Raw genomic sequence first — 24,198 nt, 5'->3', positions numbered from 1 at the left:
GGGCCAGAATCCGACCCATCTCGACGATTGGGGTGTGAGCTTAACCTAGAGTTTCGCGAAGTTGCTGTTTTGCAGTGTGGAGGGCTTCAGGTAATTTACTGGCATCCCGTCCCCCGGCTTGGGCCAGGTTCGGACGACCACCGCCACCGCCACCGCAGAGTTTAGCAATGCCGCCGATAAATTTACCCGCTTGTACTTTTTTGCCTTTGTAAATCCCTTCGCTAAAGGCGGCCACCAGGGAAACCTTGCCTTCTTCTGGGGTTGACCCTAAGACCACTGCTGCCTCACCCAGTTTTTGCTGGAGCCGTTCAGCCGCAGTCTGGAGGGCCTTGGCATCGAGATCGCCCATATTTTCCACGAGGATCTTAAATTCGCCGACGGTTTCCGCTTGGTTCACGAGGGCTTCGGATTTGGCGATCGCCAGCTCACCTTTGACCTTTTCTAATTCCTTTTGGGTGTTGCGCAGTTCCGCCTGGATATTTTCTACCCGTTCGGTGATTTCTTCCGGTTTGGCTTTAAATTTATCGCCGAGGTCTTTGACCACCTGATCGCGCACCTTAAGGTATTCCAGTACCGCTGGGCCAGCCACAGCTTCAATGCGGCGGATCCCAGAAGAAATGCCCGTTTCGGAAATGATTTTAAACAGGCCAATTTCAGCGGTATTTTTCACGTGGGTGCCACCACAAAGCTCCATGGACACCCCAGGAAAATCCACAACTCGCACTTCTTCGCCATACTTTTCGCCGAACATGGCCACGGCTCCCTTCGCTTTGGCCTCCGCAATGGGCATCACTGCCACTTGGCCTTCGTGGGCTTCAGCAATCCAGGTATTGATTTGGGCCTCAATTTGAGTCAATTCACCAGCGGTTAACGCCCTGGGGCAATTAAAGTCAAACCGCAGGCGATCAAAGTCCACCAAAGAACCTGCCTGGGAAATGGAGTCATCCACAATATTTTTCAGGGCTGCTTGCAATAAATGGGTTGCGGTGTGATTCGCCTGGGCGCGACGACGACAGGCCCGATCAATGGTGGCATTAACTGTGTCGCCGACCGTTAAGCTGCCCCGTTCCACCTTGCCATGGTGGACAAAGAAACCCGACTCTTTCTGGACATCGTTAATGCGGACGACGAGTTGATCGCCAGAAAAATAACCGCGATCGCCAATTTGTCCCCCAGACTCTGCGTAGAAAGGCGTTTGGTTACAAATTAGTTGCACCACTGCCCCGGCTTCGGCGGTTTCTACCCGGTGGCCATCCACGAGAACGGCTTCAATTTTGACCTGAGATTGCAGATCCGTATAGCCTAAAAATGCTGTGGGATGAATGTGTTCAGCCAATTCATCAAGGCTGCCTTGGACGGTGAGGTCAATGGTTTCGTGGGCGGCCTTAGAGCGTTCCTGCTGCTTTTTCATCTCCGCTTGATAGCCTTCAGCATCGACCGTTAAACCGTTCTCCTCGGCAATTTCTTGGGTGAGTTCAAAAGGGAACCCAAAGGTATCGAATAGCGTAAACGCATCGACCCCAGAAATTTGTTTTTCTTCCTTGGCGATAATATCTGCGAGGAGTTTTTCGCCCCGTTCGAGGGTCTTGAGGAAATTGTTTTCTTCCCGCTCTAATTCCTGTTTAATGAAACTTTCCCGTTCGCGAGTATTGGGATAGGCGGCTTCTGAAAGTTGAATCGCTGTTTCTGCCACCTGGTTAATAAAATTCCCGTCAATGCCGATCAGTCGACCGTGACGCACCACCCGTCGAATTAAGCGCCGCAGCACATAACCCCGATCCGTATTGGAGGCGGTAATCCCATCGGCAATCATGTGGACGACAGAACGCACATGGTCGCCAATCACTTTTAAGGAAACCTTTGTTTTTTCGTCGGCTTTTTCGTAGTGAATCCCGGCGGCTTTGGCGGCCGTTTCAATAATTGGAAAGATCAGATCCGTTTCGTAGTTGTTGGGCACCCGTTGGAGGATTTGCGCCATGCGCTCCAAGCCCATCCCCGTATCGATATTTTTGTTTTGTAGGGGCGTTAAATGACCTTCGGCGTCGCGGTTATATTGCATAAAGACGAGGTTGTAATACTCGATAAACCGGGTATCGTCCTCTAGGTCAATGTTGTCATCGCCAAGTTCCGGCTTGAAATCGTAATAAAGCTCAGAGCAAGGCCCACAAGGCCCCGTTGGCCCGGATTTCCAAAAATTATCTTCTTCTCCCATGCGGATGATGCGTTTGGGATTCACACCGACCTTGTCACGCCAGATTTCAAAGGCTTCATCGTCTTCGCGGAACACACTGACGACAATATTTTTCGGGTCAAGCTGAAACACTTTCGTAGAGAGTTCCCAGGCCCAGGCGATCGCCTGCTCTTTGAAATAGTCTCCAAAGCTAAAATTACCCAGCATTTCAAAGAAAGTATGGTGCCGGGCGGTGCGGCCCACATTTTCGATGTCATTGGTGCGGATACATTTCTGGGAGGTAGTAGCGCGGGGGCTGGGGGCGTCCTGCTGACCGAGGAAAATCGGCTTAAACGGCAACATTCCCGCAATGGTGAGGAGTACCGTCGGGTCTTCCGGCACCAAGGATGCACTGGGGAGAATGGGGTGTTGCCGCTGGTTGAAAAACTCTAAAAATTTTGACCGAATTTCACTTCCGCTCAGGACAGGAGGCACACTAGACATAGGATTTACGAAAAATTTTTGCGCTACAAACTTTACTGTCTGTATTGTGACATTCTTTGCGGTGGATTCTTGGGAAAAACCTCAGAATCAGGCGATCGCCCCAGGAACTTTTATGCTTCCAAAAGGCGATCGCCCCTATGCAAGCAGTTTGTCAACAGATACCGCCACGTCGGGAAAACGAAGAGAGGAAATTAAGCCTGTCTTTAGCGTTTGCTTTGTCGTATAGGAACCATTTTGGAGATCTTTAAAGACGATTAACTGGTGATGCTGCAAGTCAATTACCCAATATTCTTGAATCCCAGCTTCCGCGTAAATGCTTTTCTTTTCGGTTAAATCTTTTGTGAGCGTGGCTTGGGCACATTCAATAAGCCAAAAAATATTTTCGGGGTAGGGATGATGGTTCAGGTATTCCCGTCCCAAGGGCTGCACAATCGCTACATCGGGTTCCGGTTCAGAATTATTCGGCAACGTAATGGGATGGGCTTCACTGACTAGGGCGCGATCGCCCAATAATCCTTGTAAATAGTGACCAATACTACGGGTGTAATAAGCATGGGGTTCTCGCTCTGGTGCCATGACAACTAAATTACCTCGGAGTAACTCCACCGCTGCATCAACAAAGAGACCCGCCTCAATTGCTTGATGGTAGTTTGCCACTGTCCACTTGTAGGTTGCCAGAGTCATCGGTGTTTAATCTCTGCGTTCTGTTTCGATTGTAGCTGGTACTTTAATCTCTACCTATCAATATTGAGGGCGATCGCCCCAGGAACTTTTGTGCTTCCAAAAGGCGATCGCCCAAGCTGATCTTAGGTTTTGAGTCAGAGATTAAGCGGACTGGATTTTTGCGTCCTGTTGACTACTTTGCAGGAGTTTAATGATTGCTGATTTCTCTAGTAGTCCGACGAGGGTTCCATTGGTCTGGATAACCGCCAGAGCCTGTAAACCTTGTTGTTCAAGTTTAGCAGCCACATCTAGGAGGGACAGATCAGATTGGACTTGATTTTCCGCAGGCACAGATTTGATGAAATCACGCACCTGATTGTGGGGCCAGTCATTGGTGGGTACGGCGCGAAGAACATCAAGGTGCACCTCACCGAGCAGTTGACCTGTTTCGTCCTGGACTAAGAAGCGTTTCCACTGGTTACCAGAGCGAATGGCACTGTTAGCTAAATCCCGTAGCGTCGTTTCTGCGGAGATAATCGGACTGTCTTTAACCACTGCATCAGCCGCCGTTAAGCCAGAGAGGGCTGATTGAATAGTGGCAGATTGGGCAGAACGACCCGCATTTTGAAGTAAGAACCAACCAATGATCAGCGTCCAGAAGCTACCCACATTAGAAATACCAAGGATAGATAATGCACCGAGAATGATTGCTGTCCAACCGATGAACTGACCAACACGGCTAGCCCAGATGGTGCCGGTGAAACGATTTCCTGTTAATTTCCAGACAATAGATTTAAGGACATTACCGCCATCAAGGGGAAGACCTGGGATCATGTTAAAGGTGGCCAAGATTAGGTTGATGTAAGCCAACAATCCGGCGATCGCCGCTGGCGGCCCACTCAACACACCGCTACCTGTTAAGAGAAAGAGTGCGATAAAGAGAGCCAAACTCACAAGCGGCCCTGCTACAGCAATCCAGAATGCACCACCGGGCGTTTTCGCTTCCTCATCAAGGTTGGCGAGTCCCCCGAATAAGAACAGGGTAATGGAGTTTACACCAATGCCTTGGCGAATCGCTGCATAACTGTGGCCTAGCTCGTGGAGTAACACAGAGGCAAACAGGAGCAGACCTGCTACCAATCCTAAAATTAAGGCGTTAATGCCGAGGCCTGGAAACTGGGACGACAGGCCGCCGCCAAAGTTCAGGGTGACGAGTACCAGAACAATGAACCAAGAAATATTGATGTAGAAGGGGATGCCAAATAAATTCCCCACACGAAAATTGCCGTTCATAAATGAACCTCCCGAATCGTTGCTGAGGCCCAAAAAGACTTACGTTTAGCGCTATTGAAAACCTTTTTGTCCGCTTTCGTTGCTTACATTGTAACAAAATGTAAAGTAGCTACTTTACTGATTAGGTAGTGAAACCCGCCGTTTTGGGTTCGGTTCACTCGGAATTGCGTGCTTTTGATGGCACTGGTTCAAAAAAAAGGCGATCGCCTCTACAAAAACAAAATTGTCACCCAATTCAACAATGCTTAGACTTAATTCAATAGGTTTTGTGAGGGACTAAGAAAAGGATAATCTTGGGGAAAATCTACATCATATTCAAGTTGCATATTGGCCGCAGCTTCCTGATAACAGTCTAAATAAATTTCTTCGAGTAAATTACTTAAACTGGGAGAATCTGCTATTAAATCTTTAAGTTTTGATTGAGTTCTGCGAATCGTCCCCTCCCAACCACGATAACATTCTGGCATGGGGACATAGTGGTGTTTTAAAAGATGCTCAAACAAAGTAATTAAGCGATTTTTCAGCTCTCGCTTTTCCTGTTTCCCTAAGGATTCTACCTCATCAATTAAATGCTCTAAATCTAATGCCGAGAAATTTTGGGTTTTGAGTTGTTCAACAGTCTTCTCGATCCACATCACAAAGTCATGATCATAAAGTACTTTGTCCATCTTTATGAATTTCCTGCAAGTGCATCTCTAGTTATCATAACGATAAACCCCAATTTGCATCGCATAGAATAGTGAAATCATTCCTTGAGATTAGGCGATCGCCTCATGAAAACATTGATTCATCTCAAAATCGAGAAACTTCACGAAGCAGGGCAGGATTACTATTTGGCGACCAGTGAGGATGTACAGGGTTTAGTCGCCGAGGGGCAAACCATTGAGGAAGTGATTGAAATTGCCCGTGACTTAGCCAAAATGCTACTGGAACTGCATCAACAGAATGAACAACCACCTGCCTTGCCGAATACATTCCAATATCCACTGATTTTAGAAGTCTAATGGGTCGTTTATCGGGATTTTCCTATCGAGAAGTCACCAAAAAGCTCCGTCGAGCAGGCTTTGAATTCTATCGCAGTGGTAAGAGTGACCATGAAATTTGGTTTAATCCAGCGACAAAACACACTACAACAATCCCACACCATAAAACCATTAAAGAGGGAACATTACGCGCCATCCTGCAACAAGCACAGATTCCCGTAGAAGACTTCCTTAATCTTTAACTGCCGCTCGTCTCCTGAAGCCTTACAATAACGCTGTTACAGAAAGAATCGACGTAAAACTATGACCCCTTGCCCCTTCACCCCCGAAGAAATTGCATCTGAAGGCATCAAACCCGAAGAATACGAAGAAATTGTGAGCCGTCTCGGTCGTCACCCCAACAAGGCTGAACTGGGGATGTTTGGCGTGATGTGGTCGGAACATTGTTGTTATAAGAATTCCCGCCCGTTGCTGTCTGGTTTCCCCACGAAAGGCGATCGCGTCCTCGTCGGTCCCGGTGAAAATGCGGGCGTGGTCGATATGGGGGATGGTCTGCACCTCGCCTTTAAGATCGAATCCCATAACCACCCGTCGGCGATCGAACCCTTCCAAGGGGCAGCAACCGGGGTCGGTGGTATTCTCCGCGATATCTTTACCATGGGAGCGCGTCCCATTGCCCTGTTAAATTCCCTGCGCTTCGGCACCCTCGATAATGCCCAAACTCGCCGCATCTTTCAGGGGGTTGTGGAAGGGATCAGTCACTACGGTAATTGCGTGGGTGTGCCGACGGTGGGCGGTGAAGTCTATTTCGATAAAGCTTATTCTGGAAATCCCCTCGTCAATGCGATGGCGTTGGGCTTGATGGAAACCGAGGAAATTATTAAATCGGGAGCCTATGGCATTGGTAATCCCGTTCTCTATGTCGGCTCCACCACCGGACGGGATGGCATGGGAGGCGCAAGTTTCGCCAGTGCGGAATTGACCGATGAATCCATGGACGATCGCCCTGCGGTACAGGTAGGGGATCCCTTTACCGAAAAATCCCTGATTGAAGCCTGTCTCGAAGCCTTTAAAACAGGGGCAGTGGCAGCGGCGCAGGATATGGGTGCGGCGGGTTTAACCTGTTCGACGGCGGAAATGGCGGCTAAAGGTGGGGTCGGTGTGTTGCTCGATCTCGATAAAATTCCAGTGCGAGAAACGGGCATGCTTCCCTATGAATATCTGCTCTCCGAATCCCAAGAACGGATGCTTTTTGTTGCCCATCAAGGACGGGAGCAGGAGTTAATTGATATCTTCCATCGTTGGGGTTTACAGGCGGTTGTTGCGGGAGAAGTGATCCCGGAACCCATCGTCAAAATCATGTTCCAAGGTGAAATCGCGGCGGAAGTTCCGGCAACGGCGCTATCAGATAATACGCCCATTTATCATCGGGAATTGATGGCAGAAGCTCCTGAATATGCACAAACCGCTTGGGCTTGGTCGGTGGATTCTTTGCCTAATTGTGATGAGAATGGTATCGCTGAAAAATCTTGGAATGAGATTTTATTAACCCTGTTAGATGTACCGACCATTGCGTCTAAAAAATGGATTTATCGCCAGTACGATCATCAAGTACAAAACAATACGGTGATTTTTCCCGGTGGCGCAGATGCCGCTGTTGTGCGGGTTCGTCCGGTCAATGGTAAACCTGATGCGTCCACAATTGGTGTTGCTGCTTGTACCGATTGTAATCCCCGTTATGTGTATTTAAATCCGTTGGAAGGGGCAAAGGCGGCAGTCGCTGAAGCAGCTAGAAATTTAAGTTGTGTCGGCGCAGAACCCTTAGCAATTACGAACAATTTAAACTTTGGTAGTCCCGAAAAATCTGTGGGTTATTGGCAGTTGGCGAATGCTTGTAAAGGGATTGCGGAAGCCTGTCAGGAATTGGATACACCCGTTACTGGTGGTAATGTTTCCCTCTACAATGAAACCCTTGATAGTGATGGCAAACCAACCCCTATTTATCCGACTCCAGTAATCGGGATGGTGGGACGAGTTGAACATATTAACAAAGTCTGTGGTTTGGCCTTCCAAGATGTTGGGGATAAGGTCTATCTCCTTGGTACTCAGGCAACAACAACCCTCGGCGGTTCGGAATATCTAAATACGATTCACAATACCGTCGCGGGTATTCCGCCCCAAGTGGATTTTGAGCTAGAGAAAGCCGTCCAGAAAACTGTACGGGAGGCGATCGCCGCTGGATTATTAAGTTCTGCCCATGACCTTGCGGAGGGTGGTTTAGCCGTTGCCCTTGCGGAATGTTGTATTGGCGGCAAGCTCGGCGCAACCGTTGAAATTACGGGATCTGACCGTCTCGATGCCATCCTGTTTGGCGAAACCTGCGGCAAAATTATTGTCTCTGTTGCTCCCGACAAACAAGCCCAATTTGAAGCCCATCTGACGCAATCCTTGGCAGACAATTGGCAGGTGATCGGTTCCGTTAGCGACACCAATCAGTTACAAATTACCGTCAACAATCAGGCTGTAATCGCGGTTTCTGTTGAGGACATGACCACCAATTGGAGTGAGGCGATCGCCCGTCGTTTACATCCGTAATCTAGTTAACTGATTACAATAGAAAGTACAAATCCAGTGGGTAAGGCTAATGACAACAATGACCCTTGCCCTAGAACCCGTTTTCACGTTAAGCAATGAACAATTTCAGCAACTTTGTCTGGTTAATCCAGAGCTTCAACTGGAACGTACAGCTAAAGGAGAATTGGTCATTATGCCTCCCACTGGTGGCGAAACTGGGCGGCAAAACGCTAACCTAATTTTTCAAGTACAACTCTGGAATCACAAATGGGAACCTCGAAAAATTCAAAATTTCGCTAGATCAGCAACCTATCCTCGTTGTTTCAGACTCAAAAAATCGTCAAAAAAGCAATTAATCGAGGTTTCCAAATATCAATTAGGAGAAGTTTTCGATGCCTCAACGGGTTTTATTTTGCCCAATGGTGCGACCCGTTCTCCTGATGTTTCTTGGCTTGAAAAATCTCGTTGGCAAGCATTAACAACCGATCAGCGAGAAAAATTTGTTTCCCTCTGTCCTGATTTTGTCACTGAGTTAGTTTCGCCTAGCGATGCTGTCCAAAAAACAAGGGATAAAATGGAAGAATATCGAGACAATGGTTGTAGTTTTGGGATATTAGTTAATCGCAAGGAAAAACAAGCAGAACTCTATATTGCTGATTGCGAGCCTCAAACTTTATCTCTACCTCGTAAAATTTTGGGTATCAATATCTTCAAAGATCTTGTACTAGATTTAACATGATTGATTGGCGATCGCCTTTTTAACGAAGATTAGAAATGGCTTTAAAATCCCCCAAGATTACTGTTCGTCCGAGAAGCCGCCAACTTCATTAAGATTTTGCCCTTGCTTTTCTCGTATTCTTTTTTCAAAGTTTGCTTACTCACCACGGGATTACTGGCAGGCAATCGCTGGCCTAAATCTGCCCAGCGGGTAAGCTGTTCCCGTTGCTTCAGGGAAATTGTCGCCTGGGTAATGTGAAAATACCGTTGGGGTTGTCCCAGGGCAAAAAGCAGAATTCGATAGTTCCCTTGGCTGGCTAAGAGACGCGCCATCTGTTGGCCGATCTTCGTTTTCAAGTCCAGATAGCAAGGCAACCAACGGGCTCCTTCACTGCTGTTGTACAGCACCGTGATCCACAACAACATCGGATGGGGGGCCTCAATGAAGAGAAATTGATTATAACGGGTATCAAAACGGCGTTTGCCCAACTCCTCAGCTTCTAACATCGCCCAAAGACTGGCGATTGCCGTCGGTTCAGCCGGTAAAATCCGTGGGAAAACAATCTTATTTTGGGGTTTATCCGCTGGCCAGGACTGGGCCGCACAAATGGTATCGCTAAAGGTTGTATTCAGTTTGTCTGTAGGCCTTCCCTGGCGATTTACCGTTGAATTACGAAAGCTGGGGGCCGTGGTGGCATTGTTAATCCGGGTCGGATCATTGGGGCCAGCCACCGGAGATGTTGCTTGGAAATTTTGCAGATTTTGGGATGTGGTAAAAAAAGATTTCCTGGTTTCTGCGGCTTGTTGTTCGTAATATTTGGCGATGGGGGCCATGGCTTGCCAAATATCATTGACGGTCTGGGGGCGATCGCGCGGACTTTTCGCCATACAACACATGATAATTTCAGCCAGAGGAGCCGGAATCCGCAAACTTTTATCAAAGGGAATTGGTGGTGTGTCATGGTGTGCCCGGTACCAACCCCCAAAGGAATTATTTTCAGGCATCACGGGCATATCCCCCGTGAGCATCTCGTACATCGTAATCCCCAGGCTATAGATATCAGAGCGTTGGTCTAATTCCTTGCCTTCCATTTGCTCTGGAGAACAGTAGGCGAGGGTGCCCATAAACGATTGGGTCTGGGCGGCTCCGGCTTGGCTGAGGCGCGCAATCCCAAAATCCAGAATTTTTACCAATTCCCCTAGGGACGCATCCTGCATGATCAGAATATTGCTGGGTTTAATATCCCGGTGAATAATTAAACATTGTTCCCCCTTGAAGGTAATCCCTTGGTGGGCTGCTTCCATCCCCAAACATATTTGCCGCACGACTTGAAAAAAACGCGGTAAACCGAGGGTAGCATGGGCAATAATATCGCTTAGACTTTCCCCTTCTAAATATTCCATGACATAAAAGGGCACATCCTGGTCATCGACGCCATAGTCTTTTACCCGCACGATATGGATGCTTTTTTCACTCAGGAGGGCGCAAATGGTTGCCTCCCGCTCAAAGCGTTGGCGCATTTTGTCGTTAAGCAAGGTCTGGGCTAGAAACTTTACGGCGACCGTGACTCCCCCTAGGACTGTATCTTCACCCCGGTAGACACGCCCCATAGCCCCCTGGCCTACGAGGTCTACCAAGCGATAACGGCCGGCGAGAAGGCGATTGATATTGGGATCGGTAGTCATAGTTTGGGGTGGACGAACAAAACAATCAAAACAACAGGAGACCGGACAAAACTTAAAAGATTAAAGCTATTAAAGCTGACGGAGGAGAGTCCCTTCAATGGTACTGGTGAGGTAATGGCCGGCGAGGATGCCCCCGGAGTAGCGATATTCATCGTCGTTAATCTGGTAGAACATTTCAAAGCCACTGCGCCGTTGGCGATCGCCAAGCACCCAGTATCGCTGAACGATTGATTCTGAGCCAACCCAACCTTCTCCTTCCACCCGTCCCAAAATACTTTGTTGCAATACATAGGTATATTGTCGCTCACCGCTATCTAAACGCCCTTTGTATTGATAGGAAATTTCGGGGCGATCGCCATCTTGAAACGTTAACTTTGTCACCATCGTAAACCAATTATTTTGGCCCCAAGCAACAATTGTTTTACCCCGAATGAGAATGGGGGGCTGATTTCGTTCGATCCAACTACCATTTAACGTCCAGCGACCTGCTTCCAACAAAAAACTATGGGCCACAATGTATCTTGCTCCTTGGGACTACGAGACGAATCAATGTCATTTGACCCTGTTCTAGTTGACCAAAAACCTTGATCACACACAGTGGGGATTCGTGACGAAACCTCCTTCTATTGTAAGGAGTTCTGCCCCATTCCGAAAAAGCCAGCGACCCGCTTTACTAGATTGTTAACGATCGAAATATTAAAGACTAGAAAAAACCCTAGGCGATCGCCTAGGGAAAAATTACACAGTAGAGGACGCTTACGGGCAAAACTAAATGCTTTGGGGCCTAGATGCTAAATGATCTAACGGAAGAGATCGGTGTTGAGTCTGAGGCCATTGTTGCTTGGGTTCGGATTCGACTGGCCTGCCGCACGACCCTGGGTTAAATATTCTCCGGTACCACCATCGGCGGGATCGAGGAAGGGCTTGAGGCTAATACCACTGTTTGAGTAACCTTGGGCTACGGGACTAGAGGTAGAGCGGCCGCCAAAAATACTTTGGAGTTGTCCCAGGAGGCTATTGGTCGAGCCAGTGCCCATGAAGGTATTGACCCCACGGGTTTGGAAACCGCTGTCGGCACTGAGGAGATTATCGAATACTTGATCCCGTGTGGCGATCGCATTTTGGCCCCGGGGCACCGTAAAGACGATTTGGCAGGTGGGATTCAGTTCGGTGGTCACACAAACGATGTCGTAACCATTTTCGCGGCCAGTGGTGAGTTCGACGAGACCATCACCCCGGTACAGTTCCAAGCGGCGGGCAATTTCTTCACAGCGACGCTCTGCATTCCAACCGCCTCCCATGGTGCGGGGAATCGCCCAAGGATAAACTTCCCCCGGACGACTTTCGGGCTGGTACATTACGGTGTATTGTCCCTGGTCGTACTGACACACAAAACGGCGATCGCCAGAATTGTAGATCACATCACCAGGCGTATTCCCCGCATTGGAATCTGTGTCCACAACGATGTCCGGCGGTACCTGGGCGATCGCACTGCTGGCGGCAAACCCTAAAATTTCTAAGCCGACAATACCGATTTTTAACCAAGTTCGAGTGTGCAAACCTTTACTCATCTTCAAATTTCTCGTGCGTCACAGTGAATTTTAGGGGGATCCTATGGGTTTTGATGACGGGATAAGCTGACTTTAGGTTCCCCTTGTCGGCCGGAAAATGGATGTGATATATTTACTGAGCTAATTAATTTTGCGGACGTGGCGGAATTGGTAGACGCGCTAGATTTAGGTTCTAGTGTCCTAGACGTGAGAGTTCGAGTCTCTCCGTCCGCATTTACAAAAAAAGTTCCTGGGGTTTGGAGTGATGGCACTTTCCCACACTGAATTTGAGCAGGCGATCGCCCAAGTGGAAGCTGACCTTGCCGCCCTAAAAGACCGCCATGCCCAGGTCAAGGCTGCCGAAGCCCGCATCGCAGAACTTAGAGTAGAACAAGAGAATCTCCAGGCAGAGCCAGAAACGATCCAAAAGCAAGCTTCCCTCAAAACAGAACTCAACCTCATTGCCGCCGAAATCGCGAAGTTAGAACTGCAACTCGAAAGTCAGTTGCTCAAGTGGCAGGAACCCTTTTGGCAAATTGTTCGCTTCACAGGGGTAGGCATTTTATTGGGCTGGGTGCTGAAATCGTTTACGGTTTAGAGTTTAAATCTCCCGGTGGCAGCCCTGGATAAAGCGGACGCACCAGCACCGGCGCATAAAAATCGTCCTGGAAAAGCACCACCTTTGATTGAGCCGACAACAGAAGTAAAGCCCAAAAGATCCCGACCTTTTCGTGGCGATGTTGTTTGGCGGTGATCTCCTGGGGGAAAAATTCGTTGGCCTCTTTATAGGCGATCCACTGACGGATTAAATCGTCTAATTCAAAAACCATGGGGGTTTCTGGATCAGGGGGCATCTGGGTCTGGAAAAATTGTTCTAGCTGGGCGGCTAATTCCGTGAGATTTTCATCATGGGCCAACTGGGTAATCTGTTTAATGGCCGCTTTATTGGATAGTTTACGTGGCGTTTTGAGGCGTTTTTTGGGGGTATGATCCTCGATTTCGTTGGCAATTTGTTGGATTTGCTCAATAAATTCCTGGAGGGTGACCCGCCGCCGTTTTGGGGGAGGTGCCGTAGCCCGCCGCCGGAGTCTTTTTTCCAGCTTGAGGGGGAGTCGTTCCGTATCGCTTGCGTCCCAATCTTCGTAGAATTCTTCTTCCTGAACCTCTGCTTCAATGGCCGTTAAACTTTCGAGGGTGTCAGCCTTGAGGAGGACAAGTTTGGAGGCCCATAAAAAAGTTTGACCCGACTGGGGTAGGTCGGCCTCCCTGAGCATTGGGTCTGTATCCCCGGCAAGTCCTAGCTCACTGAGGAACTGATCAATGACATCGATGACCTGCACATCCCAGGGATCGATTTCTCCCTGTTGGGCTAGTTCAATGAGGGTGGCGATCGCCGCTTGGGGTTGGGTGGCCATGGCTTTATCGAAGGGTCAAAAATTAGGCCATTTGCTCAGGTTGAGATTCTTCTGGGGGTGCTTCAGCGGAGTCCTGGGTGTCTCCTGTCTCGGTATCGGTAGAAGTTTCAGGCTCAGATACCGTTTTGTCTGCGGTGGATGCGGTCGTCGCACTGGGGGAATCTGCCGATGATTCCGCGGCGTTTTGTTGGGCGGTCTGCAGTTCAGCCAAAGCTTTTTCCAATTCCTCAATTTTTTGACTCTGGAGCTTCAGTTCCCGTTGGGCTTTCCATGATTCAATTTGCCGCTGCAACTGATCCCACAGGCTAAACATCCAGGCTAAAATCGCCCCTGTGCCCACCGCCAGCAGGAGTTCGATGGAGAGGGGCGCTTCGGCTTGGAATCCCGGAATGATGTTAATCCCGACGGGTTGTGTATTTTCGATACTAAATAGCGCTAGGGCTAAGCACAGGGCAAAAAACAATAAAAAATTCAGTTGCCGCATGATCTCTCCACAGGATGCATCGCATGGCGGATCTCGATGGCGATCGCCAATACACCCCCTAGGATATCGTAATTGTTCCAACCCAAAAAAATTGCCCCAAACATTGTTGGGGCCGCCGGATGATAAAAGTGATAATTGCGATCGCCTGGGCTTAAGCCAGGGACATTTTGGTGCCACCCACAGCATCCCCAAGGCTCACATTTACCCCAGAATAAACAGTGCCTCGACGGGCATCAATGGAGATAATCGAGCCATCCCGAATTAACTGAGTTGCTTCCTTAAAACCGACAATCACCGGAATACCCAACCGCATCCCCAAAGTTGCCGCGTGACAATTTTGATTTGGTTCTTCGATCACGATGCCGCTGGCCTTACGGATCATTTCCACATAGGCCGCATCCGTAGACCGAGCAACGAGAATTTCTCCTGGGCCAAAATCATTGATATCTTCACTTTGATTCACGACCCGGGCACGACCACTGGCCGCCCCTTGACCAATGCCAATGCCTTCTCCGAGCACCGCCTGCACCATTTCGACTTTGATGAGATCTGTAGAACCAGACACCCCTTGGAGCGTCCCCGCTGTCATGATCACCAAGTCCCCTTCATGGAGAAAACCGCTCTCCTGGGCCACATTAATCGCCGCCTTAAAAGTTTGGGTCGTTGACGGAGAATCCATAACAAGGAGTGGCTTTGCCCCCCAGACCAACTGGAGACGACGGGCCACATCCACATGGGGGGTGACAGCAAGAATCGGCGTTGCTGGGCGAAATTTAGAGACGTTTCGGGCCGTTGCTCCAGACTTGGTGAGGGTCATGATCGCCGTTGCATCTAACTGTCCAGCAATGTGGCTGACGGCGGCAGAAATAGCATTGGGAATCGATTTTTTATCAGAAGGTTGTTTTTGAATGCCGTCGGGTTCCTTTTCGATGCGCTTGGCGATGGTTGCCATGGTTGCCACGGCTTCTACGGGGAATTCACCCACAGCAGTTTCATTAGAAAGCATCACCGCATCGGTACCATCTAAAATCGCATTGGCCACATCGGAAACTTCGGCGCGGGTGGGGCGAGGATTACTCACCATGCTATCGAGCATCTGGGTGGCGGTAATCACAGGAATCCCGAAGCGGTTGGCAGTGGCAATGAGTTTTTTCTGGAGAATGGGGACGTCTTCGGCGGGCAGCTCGACCCCAAGATCCCCCCGGGCGACCATAACACCATCGGAAAGGGACAGAATAGCCTCCATCTGTTCAATCGCCTCGTGTTTTTCGATCTTGACGATCACGGGGACATTTTTCCCAGCATTGGCGATGAGCTCTTTGATTTCCAGGACGTCTTGGGGATTGCGCACAAAACTGAGGGCCACCCAATCAACCCCTTGGTCGAGGCCAAACATGAGATCTTCGCGGTCTTTATCGGTGAGGGCTTTGACAGAGAGATAGACCCCAGGAAAATTGACCCCTTTGTTATTGGAGAGCTTGCCACCGACGACCACGCGGCAGTGGAGATTTTTTGCGGCAATATCGACCCGTTCGACCTTCATTTCTACCTTGCCATCGTCGAGGAGGATGGTGGAGCCTTCGGGGACTTCTTCCGCTAGCTTGTCATAGCTGACGTAGCCGACTTCTTGGGTACAGGGTACTTCGCGACTTGTGATGATGTAGGGATCGCCGTTTTTGAGGGTGATAAAGTCGCTCTCATAGCGACCGAGGCGAATTTTTGGCCCCTGGAGATCCTGGAGGATACCGACGGGTTGGTTCAGTTCAAAGGCGGTTTGTCGAATCAGACGGATGTTGCGTTGGTGGTCATCGTGGGTACCATGGGAGAAATTTAGCCGTAGAGTAGTTGCCCCTGCTTCGATGATTTCCCGGAGAACGTCTGGTTTGCTAGTCGCAGGGCCAATGGTGGCGACGATCTTGGTGCGGCGGGGCATTTCTCTAGAGGGCATAGTGAACTTTCTCGGGTCAGTTGGGAAAACAAGCCTCATATTATCCCAAAAGTTGACGTTTCTTTCTATACGTGGCAGGGGAGTTCTGGGAGATTTTGGGAATCTCGATGGGATCTGCTCTAGGGTCTGTCGGTGGAAGCTTTTGGTGGACAAGGGGGAAGCCAGAGAATCTTCCCCTTATTTTTGTGGTTTTCCTTCAGGGTCAAGTGTCTAAATAGTTAGCGGCGATCGCCGTGGGGATCATCGGTAACATCGGCAGTACACAGATTAATCCCTGTTGCCAGGTGAGGGGAGCTGTCTGAAAGAGTTGATTCATAAGGCCCCATTGACTAAAGGCAACCTGCAAAGCGACGGCGACGGCAATGCCAACCAACAGGAGCGGGGCTTGGATGATGGTTTTTGTTTGGCCGCTGATGTAGCGAAGGAGGCTACGGCCCAGTTGACTGATGCTCAGTAAATAGATGATCCGAGCGGCAACAAGGGCTTGGATCGCCATGGTGCGGGCGAGGGCGAGATCGCCGGTGCTGGTTTTGATCCATTCAAAAATGCCAAAGATCAGAATCCAGTTAAAGATCGAAATAATCCCGATCCGTCGCAGCAGCTTGGGGGTGATCAGGGGTTCGTTGGGATTGCGGGGGGGGGATTGCATAATCCCGGCGGGCTTGGCTTCAAAGGCGAGGGGCACGGTCATGGTGATCGAGTTGATCATATTCAGCCACAGCACCTGCAAAGACAGAATGGGCAAATCCCGCGCCAGCAAGACACTGATCAAGATTGTCATCGATTCACCGCCATTGACGGGCAAGAGGAAGGCGATCGCCTTGCGGAGATTGCGGTAAACGGTGCGTCCTTCTTCGACGGCAGCTTCAATGGAGGCAAAATTATCATCGGTGAGCAACATATCAGCGGATTCCCTGGCCACCTCGGTGCCGCCTTTACCCATGGCGATGCCAATGTCGGCTTGTTTAAGGGCTGGGGCATCGTTCACGCCATCGCCAGTCATCGCGACGATATCGCCTTTTTTCTGGAGGGCTTCGACGAGGGCAAGTTTTTGGGCTGGGGCAACCCGGGCAAAGACCGACCCAGTTTCGGCGGCCTCGGCCAGACTTTGAGGATCCATTTTTTCGAGGTCTTGACCCTCAAAGGCAATGACTGTTTCTCCGGTGCGAATTCCCATGCGTTGGGCGATCGCCTTGGCGGTGGCAATGTGATCACCGGTGATCATCTTGACGTTAATTCCTGCTGTTTGGCAGGCATGGACAGCGGCGATCGCCTCCGGTCGGGGGGGATCAATCATTCCCTGGAGCCCTAAAAACTCAAGGCCCGTGGTGAGATCCTCATGGTCAACGCTGTGTTGGTGACTGCTGACTTCTTTTTTCGCAAAGGCGAGAACCCGTAACCCTTTGGTAGCCATGGTCTCTACCACTGCTTCGATGGCCGCAGGATCAAGGGCGATCGCCTGACCATTGTCCAATAACATCGTTTCACAACGGCGCAACAGCGATTCCACCGACCCTTTGACATAGATTGTCCGCCCCGTGCCATCATGGAGCGTCGCCATATACTGATATTCCGACTCAAAGGGAATCGAATCGAGCCGGGGCCGCTGGGCGTCTAAACCCACCTGACTGAGGCCCGCCTTCGCCGCCGCAGTAATCAAGGCCCCTTCCGTTGGATCGCCCACCACAGACCAATCATCGCCCGTTTGTTTCAGTTGGGAATCGTTGCAGAGCAACCCTGCGGTGAGACATTCTGCCAGGACTGGGGGCAGGGTTTCAAAGCTGGCATCCCCATCATCACCGGTTGCGGCCAGGTACACTTCTCCCTTCGGACTGTAGCCACTGCCACTCACTTTGAAATGAACATCCCCCGCATAGATCGCCTGGACGGTCATCTGATTTTCCGTGAGGGTGCCCGTTTTATCAGAGCAAACCACCGTCGCACTACCGAGGGCTTCTACAGCGGGTAATTTACGAATAATGGCGTGGCGGCGGGCCATCCGGTTCACCCCAATCGCCAGGGTAATTGTCACTACGGCGGGTAATCCTTCGGGAATCGCACTCACGGCCAGGGCTACGGCAGCTTCAAACATCTCGGCGAGATCGCCCCCCCGGCCCCAACCAATGGCAAAGGTGAGGGTCGCCAGGGTCAAAATCACATACAGTAGGGAATGGCTAAATTTGGTGAATTTTCGGGTCAGCGGTGTGGTTAAACTGACCTGCTTCTCCATGGATTGGGAAATCTGCCCCATTTCCGTCTGGTTGGCGATCGCCACGACGATACCTGTGCCCTGACCAAAGGTGACAAAGCTTCCCGCATAGGCCATATTGCGGCGATCGCCTAAGGGCGTATCTAGGGGTAAAAGACCTAACTTTTTCTCGACGGGTACCGCTTCCCCCGTCAGAGCTGACTCATCAACTTGGAGGTTCCGCACCTTGAGCAACCGCAAATCCGCCGGGACTTTATCCCCGGAAGCCAACAGCACAATATCGCCAGGCACCAAATCCCGTGACGGGATCCGCAGAGTATTGCCTTCCCGCAGGACCATTGCTTCGGTGGTGACTGCTTTGGCGAGGGAGGCGATCGCCCCTTCAGCCTTAGCTTCTTGGATATAACCAATCACCGCATTAATGAAAGTAACCCCCCAAATGACCCAGGCATTCGTCCAGGAACCCAAAGCCGCTTTAATACTTCCGGCGATGATTAAGATGTACAGAAGCGGCTGGTGGAACTGCAACAAAAAACGTAACCAAGCGGGTTTGCCGCCTCGAAATTGCAACTCATTCCAACCATACTGCTCGTAACGCTGGGCCACTGCCTCTGGCGATAATCCCCGTTCTGCATCGCTCTTTAGGGATTGAATTAATTCGGCCTCTGATTGGGTATGGCAGGGAGGAAGTGATGATGACACTGGCATAACTTAAGCTTAAAAATTAACCTGCAAATTTGATCCTCCAAATTCTAGCAATTTAGTTTTATAAAATTACGTAGTTAAATTATTAAATTTTCCTTGAAAAATCTAATTTTCAACTTGTCAATAATTTCTTTGTGGACTTTTTTGTTGTCAAATCCTCAGTGATAAAGCCTGTTCGGTTTCTTTGAAGCTAATTTTTGAAAATCCCAAAAAGTGATTTCTTTTTATCTTTTTATTGCCAATTAAGTTATTGAGCCCCCTTGTTTTTTTAAGGAGAAAAGTTGGCTGCCGACAACATTTTGACCAGGCCCCCGATTCTAAAATGGCAGCAAGTAATCCATAATGGGCGATGGTTCATTCCATTAGCTGTCACGAAAAACTCAAAATAACCATGCGCCTTTCCCAAAGTCTGTTCGTTACCCTCCGAGAAGATCCCGCCGATGCGGAGATTCCTAGCCACAAGCTCCTGCTGCGGGCCGGCTATATCCGGCGGATTGGGCGGGGGATTTATGCTTATCTACCGTTGATGTGGCGCGTGCTCCAGAAGGTATCCCAGATCGTCCGGGAAGAGATGAATGCCACCGGTGCCCAGGAAACCCTGTTACCCCAGTTGCAACCCGCAGAAATTTGGCAAGAATCGGGCCGTTGGGATACCTATACCCAGGCAGAAGGGATTATGTTTTCCCTGCGCGATCGCCTAGATGGAGAGTTGGGTTTAGGGCCGACCCACGAGGAAGTGATTACCACCATTGCCAAGGACATGATCCGTTCTTATCGGCAGTTGCCCCAGCATTTGTACCAGATTCAGACGAAATTCCGCGATGAGATTCGACCCCGGTTTGGCTTGATGCGCGGACGGGAATTCATCATGAAAGACGGCTACTCGTTCCATGCTTCTGAGGAATGCCTCAAAAAAACCTACGCAGACATGGATCAGGCGTATCGTAATATGTTGCGTCGCTGTGGTTTACAATTCCGGGCGGTAGAAGCCGACTCTGGGGCCATTGGTGGTTCTGGTTCCCAGGAATTTATGATCCTCGCCGATGCCGGGGAAGACGAAATTCTCTACACCGAAGACGAAAAGTACGCCGCGAATACCGAGAAAGCCGTGTCTCTGCCCGTTGAGGCGATCGCCTCTCCTTTCAGCAGTTTTGAAAAGCGCGAAACCCCGAATACAGCCACCATTGAATCCCTGTGTAAGTTCCTAGATTGTTCCCCCACTTGTGTCGTTAAAAATGTCCTTTATCAGGTGGTTTATAACAATGGCAAAACTGTTTTAGCTTTGATCTCAATTCGGGGCGATCAAGATGTCAACGAAGTCAAATTACAGAATGAGTTGACAAAATTAGCGTCTAATTACGATGCCAAAACTGTCATTTCCTTAACAGTACCTGACGCTGATGCCCAACAAAAATGGGCCGCAAAAGCATTACCTTTGGGCTACATTTCCCCAGCTTTAGCAGATGATTGTATTGCTAAAAATAAAGCGGTTTCAGGCGAATTTCTGCGCTTAGTTGATCCCACTGCGGCGACATTAGAAAACTTTGTCACGGGTGCTGATGAAACGAATCACCACGTCCTCGGTGCAAACTGGGGCACAGAGTTTAAGCTACCGGCATTGCAAGTGGATGTGCGGTTAGCAAAGGCCGGCGATCGCGCTGTCCATGATCCGACCCAAATCCTCCAAACAGCGCGGGGCATCGAAGCGGGCCACATTTTCCAATTGGGAACAAAATATTCCGAGGCCATGGGGGCCACCTTTACCGACGAAAATGGTAAAGAACAACCCCTGGTGATGGGCTGTTATGGGGTTGGCGTTTCCCGTCTGGCTCAAGCCGCAGTGGAGCAATCCTACGATGAAAATGGCATTATCTGGCCCGTGGCGATCGCCCCCTACCATGCTGTGGTAGTCGTGCCCAATGTTAAGAGTGAAGAACAGATGGCAGCCGCCGAAAAACTCTATGCTGATCTCAACGCCGCTGGAGTCGAAACGATCCTTGATGACCGCAACGAACGGGCCGGGGTGAAATTCAAGGATGCAGAACTGATTGGTATTCCCTTCCGGGTTGTCACAGGGAAATCCCTCAAGGATGGCAAGGTGGAAGTGGTGCGCCGCAAAGAAGGCGATCGCCAAGATCTTGATCTCGATGCTGTGGTTGCGACCTTAAAAAATTGGGTCAAAGCCGCAGGCCAGTAAGCCCCTGGGGAATCGTTATAATGGCCCTAGGGTTAAGCGATTTCCCCTTTTTTAGCGATGGTTCCAACGCCTAGGATTCCCGACATCACCTACGACCAAGATTATCAACTTTGGCTGCAACAGACCCTCGAAAAATTGCGCCTCCGGGATTATGTGGCCGTCGATTGGGAACATCTAATTGATGAAATAGAATCGATGGGTAAACGCGATCGCCACCGCCTCAAGAGTAATTTGATCATTTTGTTGATGCACTTACTGCAGTGGAACTTTCAGGCAGAGAAACGTTCTGGTAGCTGAGAGTCAACGATCATTGATCACCGTCGCCGCATTATTGACGAGTTAGAAGATTCTCCGAGTTTGCGGCCCTATTTACAGCAGATTTTAGCCTCTGCCTACACCACGGCACGGCAACGGGCAAAGGCAGAAACAGGTTTATCCCAAGACAGCTTTCCCCAGAAATGTCCCTACGATCTAGAACAGATTCTTGGTTTGGGTTAAGCCATTACAATCTCCATTTTTGTGAACCAAAACCAGCAAATTTACGTCAAAAATTGTGACTCAGGGTTTAGTAATGGCGGGGAAACCTCACCTAAACCGGGAGAATTCAATTGCTAAGATTGACGATAAAACCTCCTGCGGTGTCTCTCCAACGCCCGGCTCGATGTGGCCATCATCCTAAAACTTTATACAGACTGGATAGAAAAACTTCTATGAGACGATCAAAATTTGTCCAACGATTTACAACCCACATTGTTGCCCTCTGTGTGGGCTGTGCCATTACCTTCGGGGCAATGCAAGGCTCTAGCCAAACCCTCAACCAACCTTTAGCTGATACCAATCCGCCCCAGGAAGTGGCAGCGGTACCCGTAGCAGCAGGTCGAAGTTTTGTCGCCGATGCGGTGGCCAGGACAGGGCAAGCGGTAGTGCGTCTAGACACAGAAAAAACTGTGGTGCGCCGCTTCCAAGACCCGTTTATGAATGATCCATTTTTCCGGGAGTTTTTTGGCGATCGCTTTGGGATGCAATTTCCCGATGAACAGCGCCAGGTGGTTACCGGACAAGGCTCTGGGTTTATTACCGATCGGTCTGGGGTGATCCTCACCAATGCCCACGTCGTGAGCGGCGCTGACCGCGTTACTGTCACCCTAAAAGATGGCCGCAGCTTTGAAGGGGAAGTAAAGGGTACTGATGAAGTCACCGATTTGGCTGTCGTCAAAATTGACCCCAGAAATGAGTCTATTCCCGTGGCTCCCCTCGGTGATTCTGGGTCTGTGCAGGTGGGTGACTGGGCGATCGCCGTAGGGAATCCAGTGGGTTTGAATAATACTGTTACCCTCGGCATTATCAGTACCCTAGAACGGTCTTCGGCCCAGGCAGGGATTCCCGATAAGCGGGTCGATTTCCTCCAGACCGATGCCGCCATTAACCCCGGTAACTCCGGTGGCCCCCTCCTCAACGCCGACGGTGAAGTGATTGGGATTAACACCGCGATCCGCCGGGATGCGATGGGCATTGGATTTGCGATCCCGATCAACAAGGCGAAGGATCTTGAACCCACCCTCGCCGCTGGCAAAGAAGTGCCTCACCCCTTCATTGGGATTCGGATGGTGAGCCTCACCCCAGAGATGGCTAAGGAAAATAATGCCGACCCCAATTCCATCGTGCTCTTACCGGAAGTAAACGGAGCGCTGGTGCTGGGTGTGGTGCCGGGTAGTCCAGCGGAAACAGCAGGTCTGCGTCGGGGCGATGTGATCACGAAAATCAACGGTAAGGCGATCGCCAATGCCCAACAACTCCAGGAAACCGTGGAACAGAGCGGCGTTGATGCCAGCTTGAAAGTGGAACTGCGCCGGGGCGATCGCACCTCAGAACTCACCTTGAGAACGGCACAAATGCAAGGGGTTTCCTAGGTTCTTTTAGTTGAAATTTCCCCCAAGGTCTCCGGGTTCACAACCTGGGGACTTTTTTTGCGCTCTAGCCCAAAGATTCACCGACAGTTAAGCGCATCCCATTGACCATATCCCAACCGGACTGGGGCTTTTTGCCGCTGGGTTGCACCTGTTTGAGCAACAAAAGTCCGTCTCCCGTTTGGATGATGGGGCCAAATTTTTTGGCGATCGCCACGATTTCCCCAACCTTCCCTGTGTTCCCAACAAATTCCTTGAGGGGTTCATATGCTGCGGGATATTGCGCAAAACATTCCGGTACGAGGGGGATCGTTTCTAACACTTTTAACGGTTTATCGCGGCAGGTGGTGAGGCAGTTGGGATAGAAACCGCGCACTTGGTTATGTAAGGCGATCGCCCCTTTTTGCCAATCTAGCTGAAAATCTTCTTTCTGAATCAACGGCGCATAGGTGGCTTGGTCTGACTCCTGGGGGATGGGGGTGATGTTTCCCTGGGTTAGTTGAATTAAGGTTTCCGTCAGTAAAGCCGCCCCGGAGGTCGCTAATTTCACTGCCAAATCATGGGCATTATCCCAAAGATCAATGGGCGTTTCGGCTTTGAGGAGCATTGCCCCGGTATCCATCCCCTCATCCATGAGCATGGTGGTCATCCCCGTCACCGTTTCCCCCTGGACTAAGCTCCACTGGATCGGCGCGGCTCCCCGATATTTCGGCAACAGAGAACCATGGCCATTGACACAGCCGAGCCGGGGCATCTGGAGAATTTGCGGCGAGAGCAACTGGCCATAGGCGACCACCGCAAACACATCGGCTTGGAGATTTTCGAGAACCGCTAAGGTTTCAGGATCTTTTTTGATGCGCTTCGGTTGCCAGACGGGAAGATCATGGGCGATCGCCACCTTTTTTACCGCCGACGGAATCAGTTGACTACCCCGACCCCGCCGCTTATCCGGTTGGGTAACGACCCCCAGCACTTCAATGTCCGGGTGATTCAAAAGGGCTTCTAGGTAGGGCACTGCAAACTGAGGCGTACCGAAAAAGACAACTTTAAGCATGGGAAAAAGAGCAACCAAGCGTGCGATCAGCCTTTCACTTTAGCGCAGATCTCCCCCGACCTTAGCGATTATGCAAACCTCATCGGTCTTTTGAACTGCCCCTAAATCTCCCCCAAACTGGGGGCAGGGGGGCCTCGTT

At 50.2% G+C, this 24,198-nt stretch carries 19 protein-coding genes, 1 tRNA gene and 1 pseudogene; 9 read left to right on the top strand and 12 right to left on the bottom strand.

The window, feature by feature from the left end:
• Positions 1-40: 40 nt before the first annotated feature.
• The 4 genes from alaS to FEK30_RS12690 form a co-directional block, all read right to left on the bottom strand.
• Positions 41-2,674, bottom strand: a complete 2,634-nt coding sequence (alaS, locus tag FEK30_RS12705; protein ID WP_138073382.1) for an alanine--tRNA ligase — start codon at positions 2,672-2,674, stop codon at positions 41-43.
• Between the two features lie 135 nt (positions 2,675-2,809).
• The gene (locus tag FEK30_RS12700) at positions 2,810-3,358 is read right to left on the bottom strand and encodes a Uma2 family endonuclease (protein ID WP_138073381.1); all 549 of its coding nucleotides are present in this window, start codon (positions 3,356-3,358) and stop codon (positions 2,810-2,812) included.
• A 141-nt stretch (positions 3,359-3,499) separates the two neighbouring features.
• Positions 3,500-4,630: a site-2 protease family protein gene (locus FEK30_RS12695; protein ID WP_138073380.1), complete on the bottom strand. Its 1,131-nt coding sequence runs from the start codon at positions 4,628-4,630 to the stop codon at positions 3,500-3,502.
• A gap of 251 nt (positions 4,631-4,881) precedes the next feature.
• A complete protein-coding gene (locus tag FEK30_RS12690) occupies positions 4,882-5,298 on the bottom strand; it encodes a DUF29 domain-containing protein (RefSeq protein ID WP_138073379.1) in 417 nt (138 codons plus the stop codon).
• A gap of 105 nt (positions 5,299-5,403) precedes the next feature.
• On the opposite strand from FEK30_RS12690, the gene FEK30_RS12685 reads away from it, so the two are divergent.
• The 4 genes from FEK30_RS12685 to FEK30_RS17155 all read left to right on the top strand — a co-directional run bounded on the left by FEK30_RS12685 (position 5,404) and on the right by FEK30_RS17155 (position 8,926).
• Positions 5,404-5,634: a type II toxin-antitoxin system HicB family antitoxin gene (locus FEK30_RS12685; RefSeq protein WP_138073378.1), complete on the top strand. Its 231-nt coding sequence runs from the start codon at positions 5,404-5,406 to the stop codon at positions 5,632-5,634.
• Positions 5,634-5,855, top strand: coding sequence for a type II toxin-antitoxin system HicA family toxin (locus tag FEK30_RS12680; protein ID WP_138073377.1), 222 nt, complete (start codon positions 5,634-5,636; stop codon positions 5,853-5,855). Before FEK30_RS12685 ends, FEK30_RS12680 begins: the two co-directional genes overlap by 1 nt.
• Before the next feature lie 61 nt (positions 5,856-5,916).
• Positions 5,917-8,208, top strand: a complete 2,292-nt coding sequence (gene purL / locus FEK30_RS12675) for a phosphoribosylformylglycinamidine synthase subunit PurL (RefSeq protein WP_138073376.1) — start codon at positions 5,917-5,919, stop codon at positions 8,206-8,208.
• A 49-nt stretch (positions 8,209-8,257) separates the two neighbouring features.
• A complete protein-coding gene (locus FEK30_RS17155; RefSeq protein WP_030006955.1) occupies positions 8,258-8,926 on the top strand; it encodes a Uma2 family endonuclease in 669 nt (222 codons plus the stop codon).
• A 41-nt stretch (positions 8,927-8,967) separates the two neighbouring features.
• Here FEK30_RS17155 and FEK30_RS12665 read toward each other — a convergent pair whose 3' ends face one another.
• From FEK30_RS12665 to FEK30_RS12655, 3 genes are all read right to left on the bottom strand, one after another.
• Positions 8,968-10,590, bottom strand: a complete 1,623-nt coding sequence (locus FEK30_RS12665) for a serine/threonine protein kinase (RefSeq protein ID WP_030006956.1) — start codon at positions 10,588-10,590, stop codon at positions 8,968-8,970.
• 69 nt (positions 10,591-10,659) lie between these two features.
• On the bottom strand, positions 10,660-11,103 hold the full coding sequence (locus tag FEK30_RS12660) for a hypothetical protein (RefSeq protein ID WP_012307276.1): 444 nt from the start codon (positions 11,101-11,103) through the stop codon (positions 10,660-10,662).
• 287 nt (positions 11,104-11,390) lie between these two features.
• On the bottom strand, positions 11,391-12,161 hold the full coding sequence (locus FEK30_RS12655; protein WP_138073375.1) for a COP23 domain-containing protein: 771 nt from the start codon (positions 12,159-12,161) through the stop codon (positions 11,391-11,393).
• 132 nt (positions 12,162-12,293) lie between these two features.
• Between FEK30_RS12655 and FEK30_RS12650 the strand changes: the two genes are divergently transcribed.
• Both FEK30_RS12650 and FEK30_RS12645 read left to right on the top strand, forming a co-directional pair.
• Positions 12,294-12,374, top strand: a tRNA-Leu gene (locus FEK30_RS12650).
• Between the two features lie 31 nt (positions 12,375-12,405).
• The gene (locus FEK30_RS12645) at positions 12,406-12,738 is read left to right on the top strand and encodes a sll0565 family protein (RefSeq protein ID WP_138073374.1); all 333 of its coding nucleotides are present in this window, start codon (positions 12,406-12,408) and stop codon (positions 12,736-12,738) included.
• On the opposite strand, the gene FEK30_RS12640 is transcribed toward FEK30_RS12645, so the two are convergent.
• The 4 genes from FEK30_RS12640 to FEK30_RS12625 all read right to left on the bottom strand — a co-directional run bounded on the left by FEK30_RS12640 (position 12,728) and on the right by FEK30_RS12625 (position 18,904).
• Positions 12,728-13,555, bottom strand: coding sequence for a segregation/condensation protein A (locus FEK30_RS12640; RefSeq protein ID WP_138073373.1), 828 nt, complete (start codon positions 13,553-13,555; stop codon positions 12,728-12,730). The genes FEK30_RS12645 and FEK30_RS12640 overlap by 11 nt on opposite strands.
• A 22-nt stretch (positions 13,556-13,577) precedes the next feature.
• The gene (locus FEK30_RS12635) at positions 13,578-14,120 is read right to left on the bottom strand and encodes a LapA family protein (RefSeq protein WP_255447883.1); all 543 of its coding nucleotides are present in this window, start codon (positions 14,118-14,120) and stop codon (positions 13,578-13,580) included.
• Between the two features lie 70 nt (positions 14,121-14,190).
• Complete coding sequence (gene pyk / locus FEK30_RS12630; RefSeq protein WP_012307271.1) at positions 14,191-15,987, bottom strand: pyruvate kinase; 1,797 nt, start codon at positions 15,985-15,987, stop codon at positions 14,191-14,193.
• A gap of 202 nt (positions 15,988-16,189) precedes the next feature.
• On the bottom strand, positions 16,190-18,904 hold the full coding sequence (locus tag FEK30_RS12625) for a cation-transporting P-type ATPase (protein WP_138073372.1): 2,715 nt from the start codon (positions 18,902-18,904) through the stop codon (positions 16,190-16,192).
• A 388-nt stretch (positions 18,905-19,292) separates the two neighbouring features.
• Between FEK30_RS12625 and proS the strand changes: the two genes are divergently transcribed.
• From proS to FEK30_RS12610, 3 genes and pseudogenes are all read left to right on the top strand, one after another.
• A complete protein-coding gene (gene proS / locus FEK30_RS12620) occupies positions 19,293-21,098 on the top strand; it encodes a proline--tRNA ligase (RefSeq protein WP_138073818.1) in 1,806 nt (601 codons plus the stop codon).
• Positions 21,099-21,155: 57 nt separating this feature from the next.
• Positions 21,156-21,596 (top strand): annotated as a pseudogene (locus FEK30_RS12615) (DUF29 domain-containing protein).
• A gap of 212 nt (positions 21,597-21,808) precedes the next feature.
• Positions 21,809-23,008: an HhoA/HhoB/HtrA family serine endopeptidase gene (locus FEK30_RS12610; protein ID WP_138073371.1), complete on the top strand. Its 1,200-nt coding sequence runs from the start codon at positions 21,809-21,811 to the stop codon at positions 23,006-23,008.
• 64 nt (positions 23,009-23,072) lie between these two features.
• On the opposite strand, the gene fmt is transcribed toward FEK30_RS12610, so the two are convergent.
• Positions 23,073-24,059 (bottom strand): methionyl-tRNA formyltransferase, encoded by a 987-nt coding sequence (gene fmt, locus FEK30_RS12605; RefSeq protein ID WP_138073370.1) that lies wholly within the window; start codon positions 24,057-24,059, stop codon positions 23,073-23,075.
• Positions 24,060-24,198: the final 139 nt, after the last annotated feature.

Source organism: Picosynechococcus sp. PCC 11901 (assembly GCF_005577135.1).
Taxonomy (GTDB): domain Bacteria; phylum Cyanobacteriota; class Cyanobacteriia; order Cyanobacteriales; family MRBY01; genus MRBY01.
The sequence above is the reverse complement of the archived record's forward strand: the minus strand, read 5'-3'. Positions and strand labels throughout refer to the sequence as shown.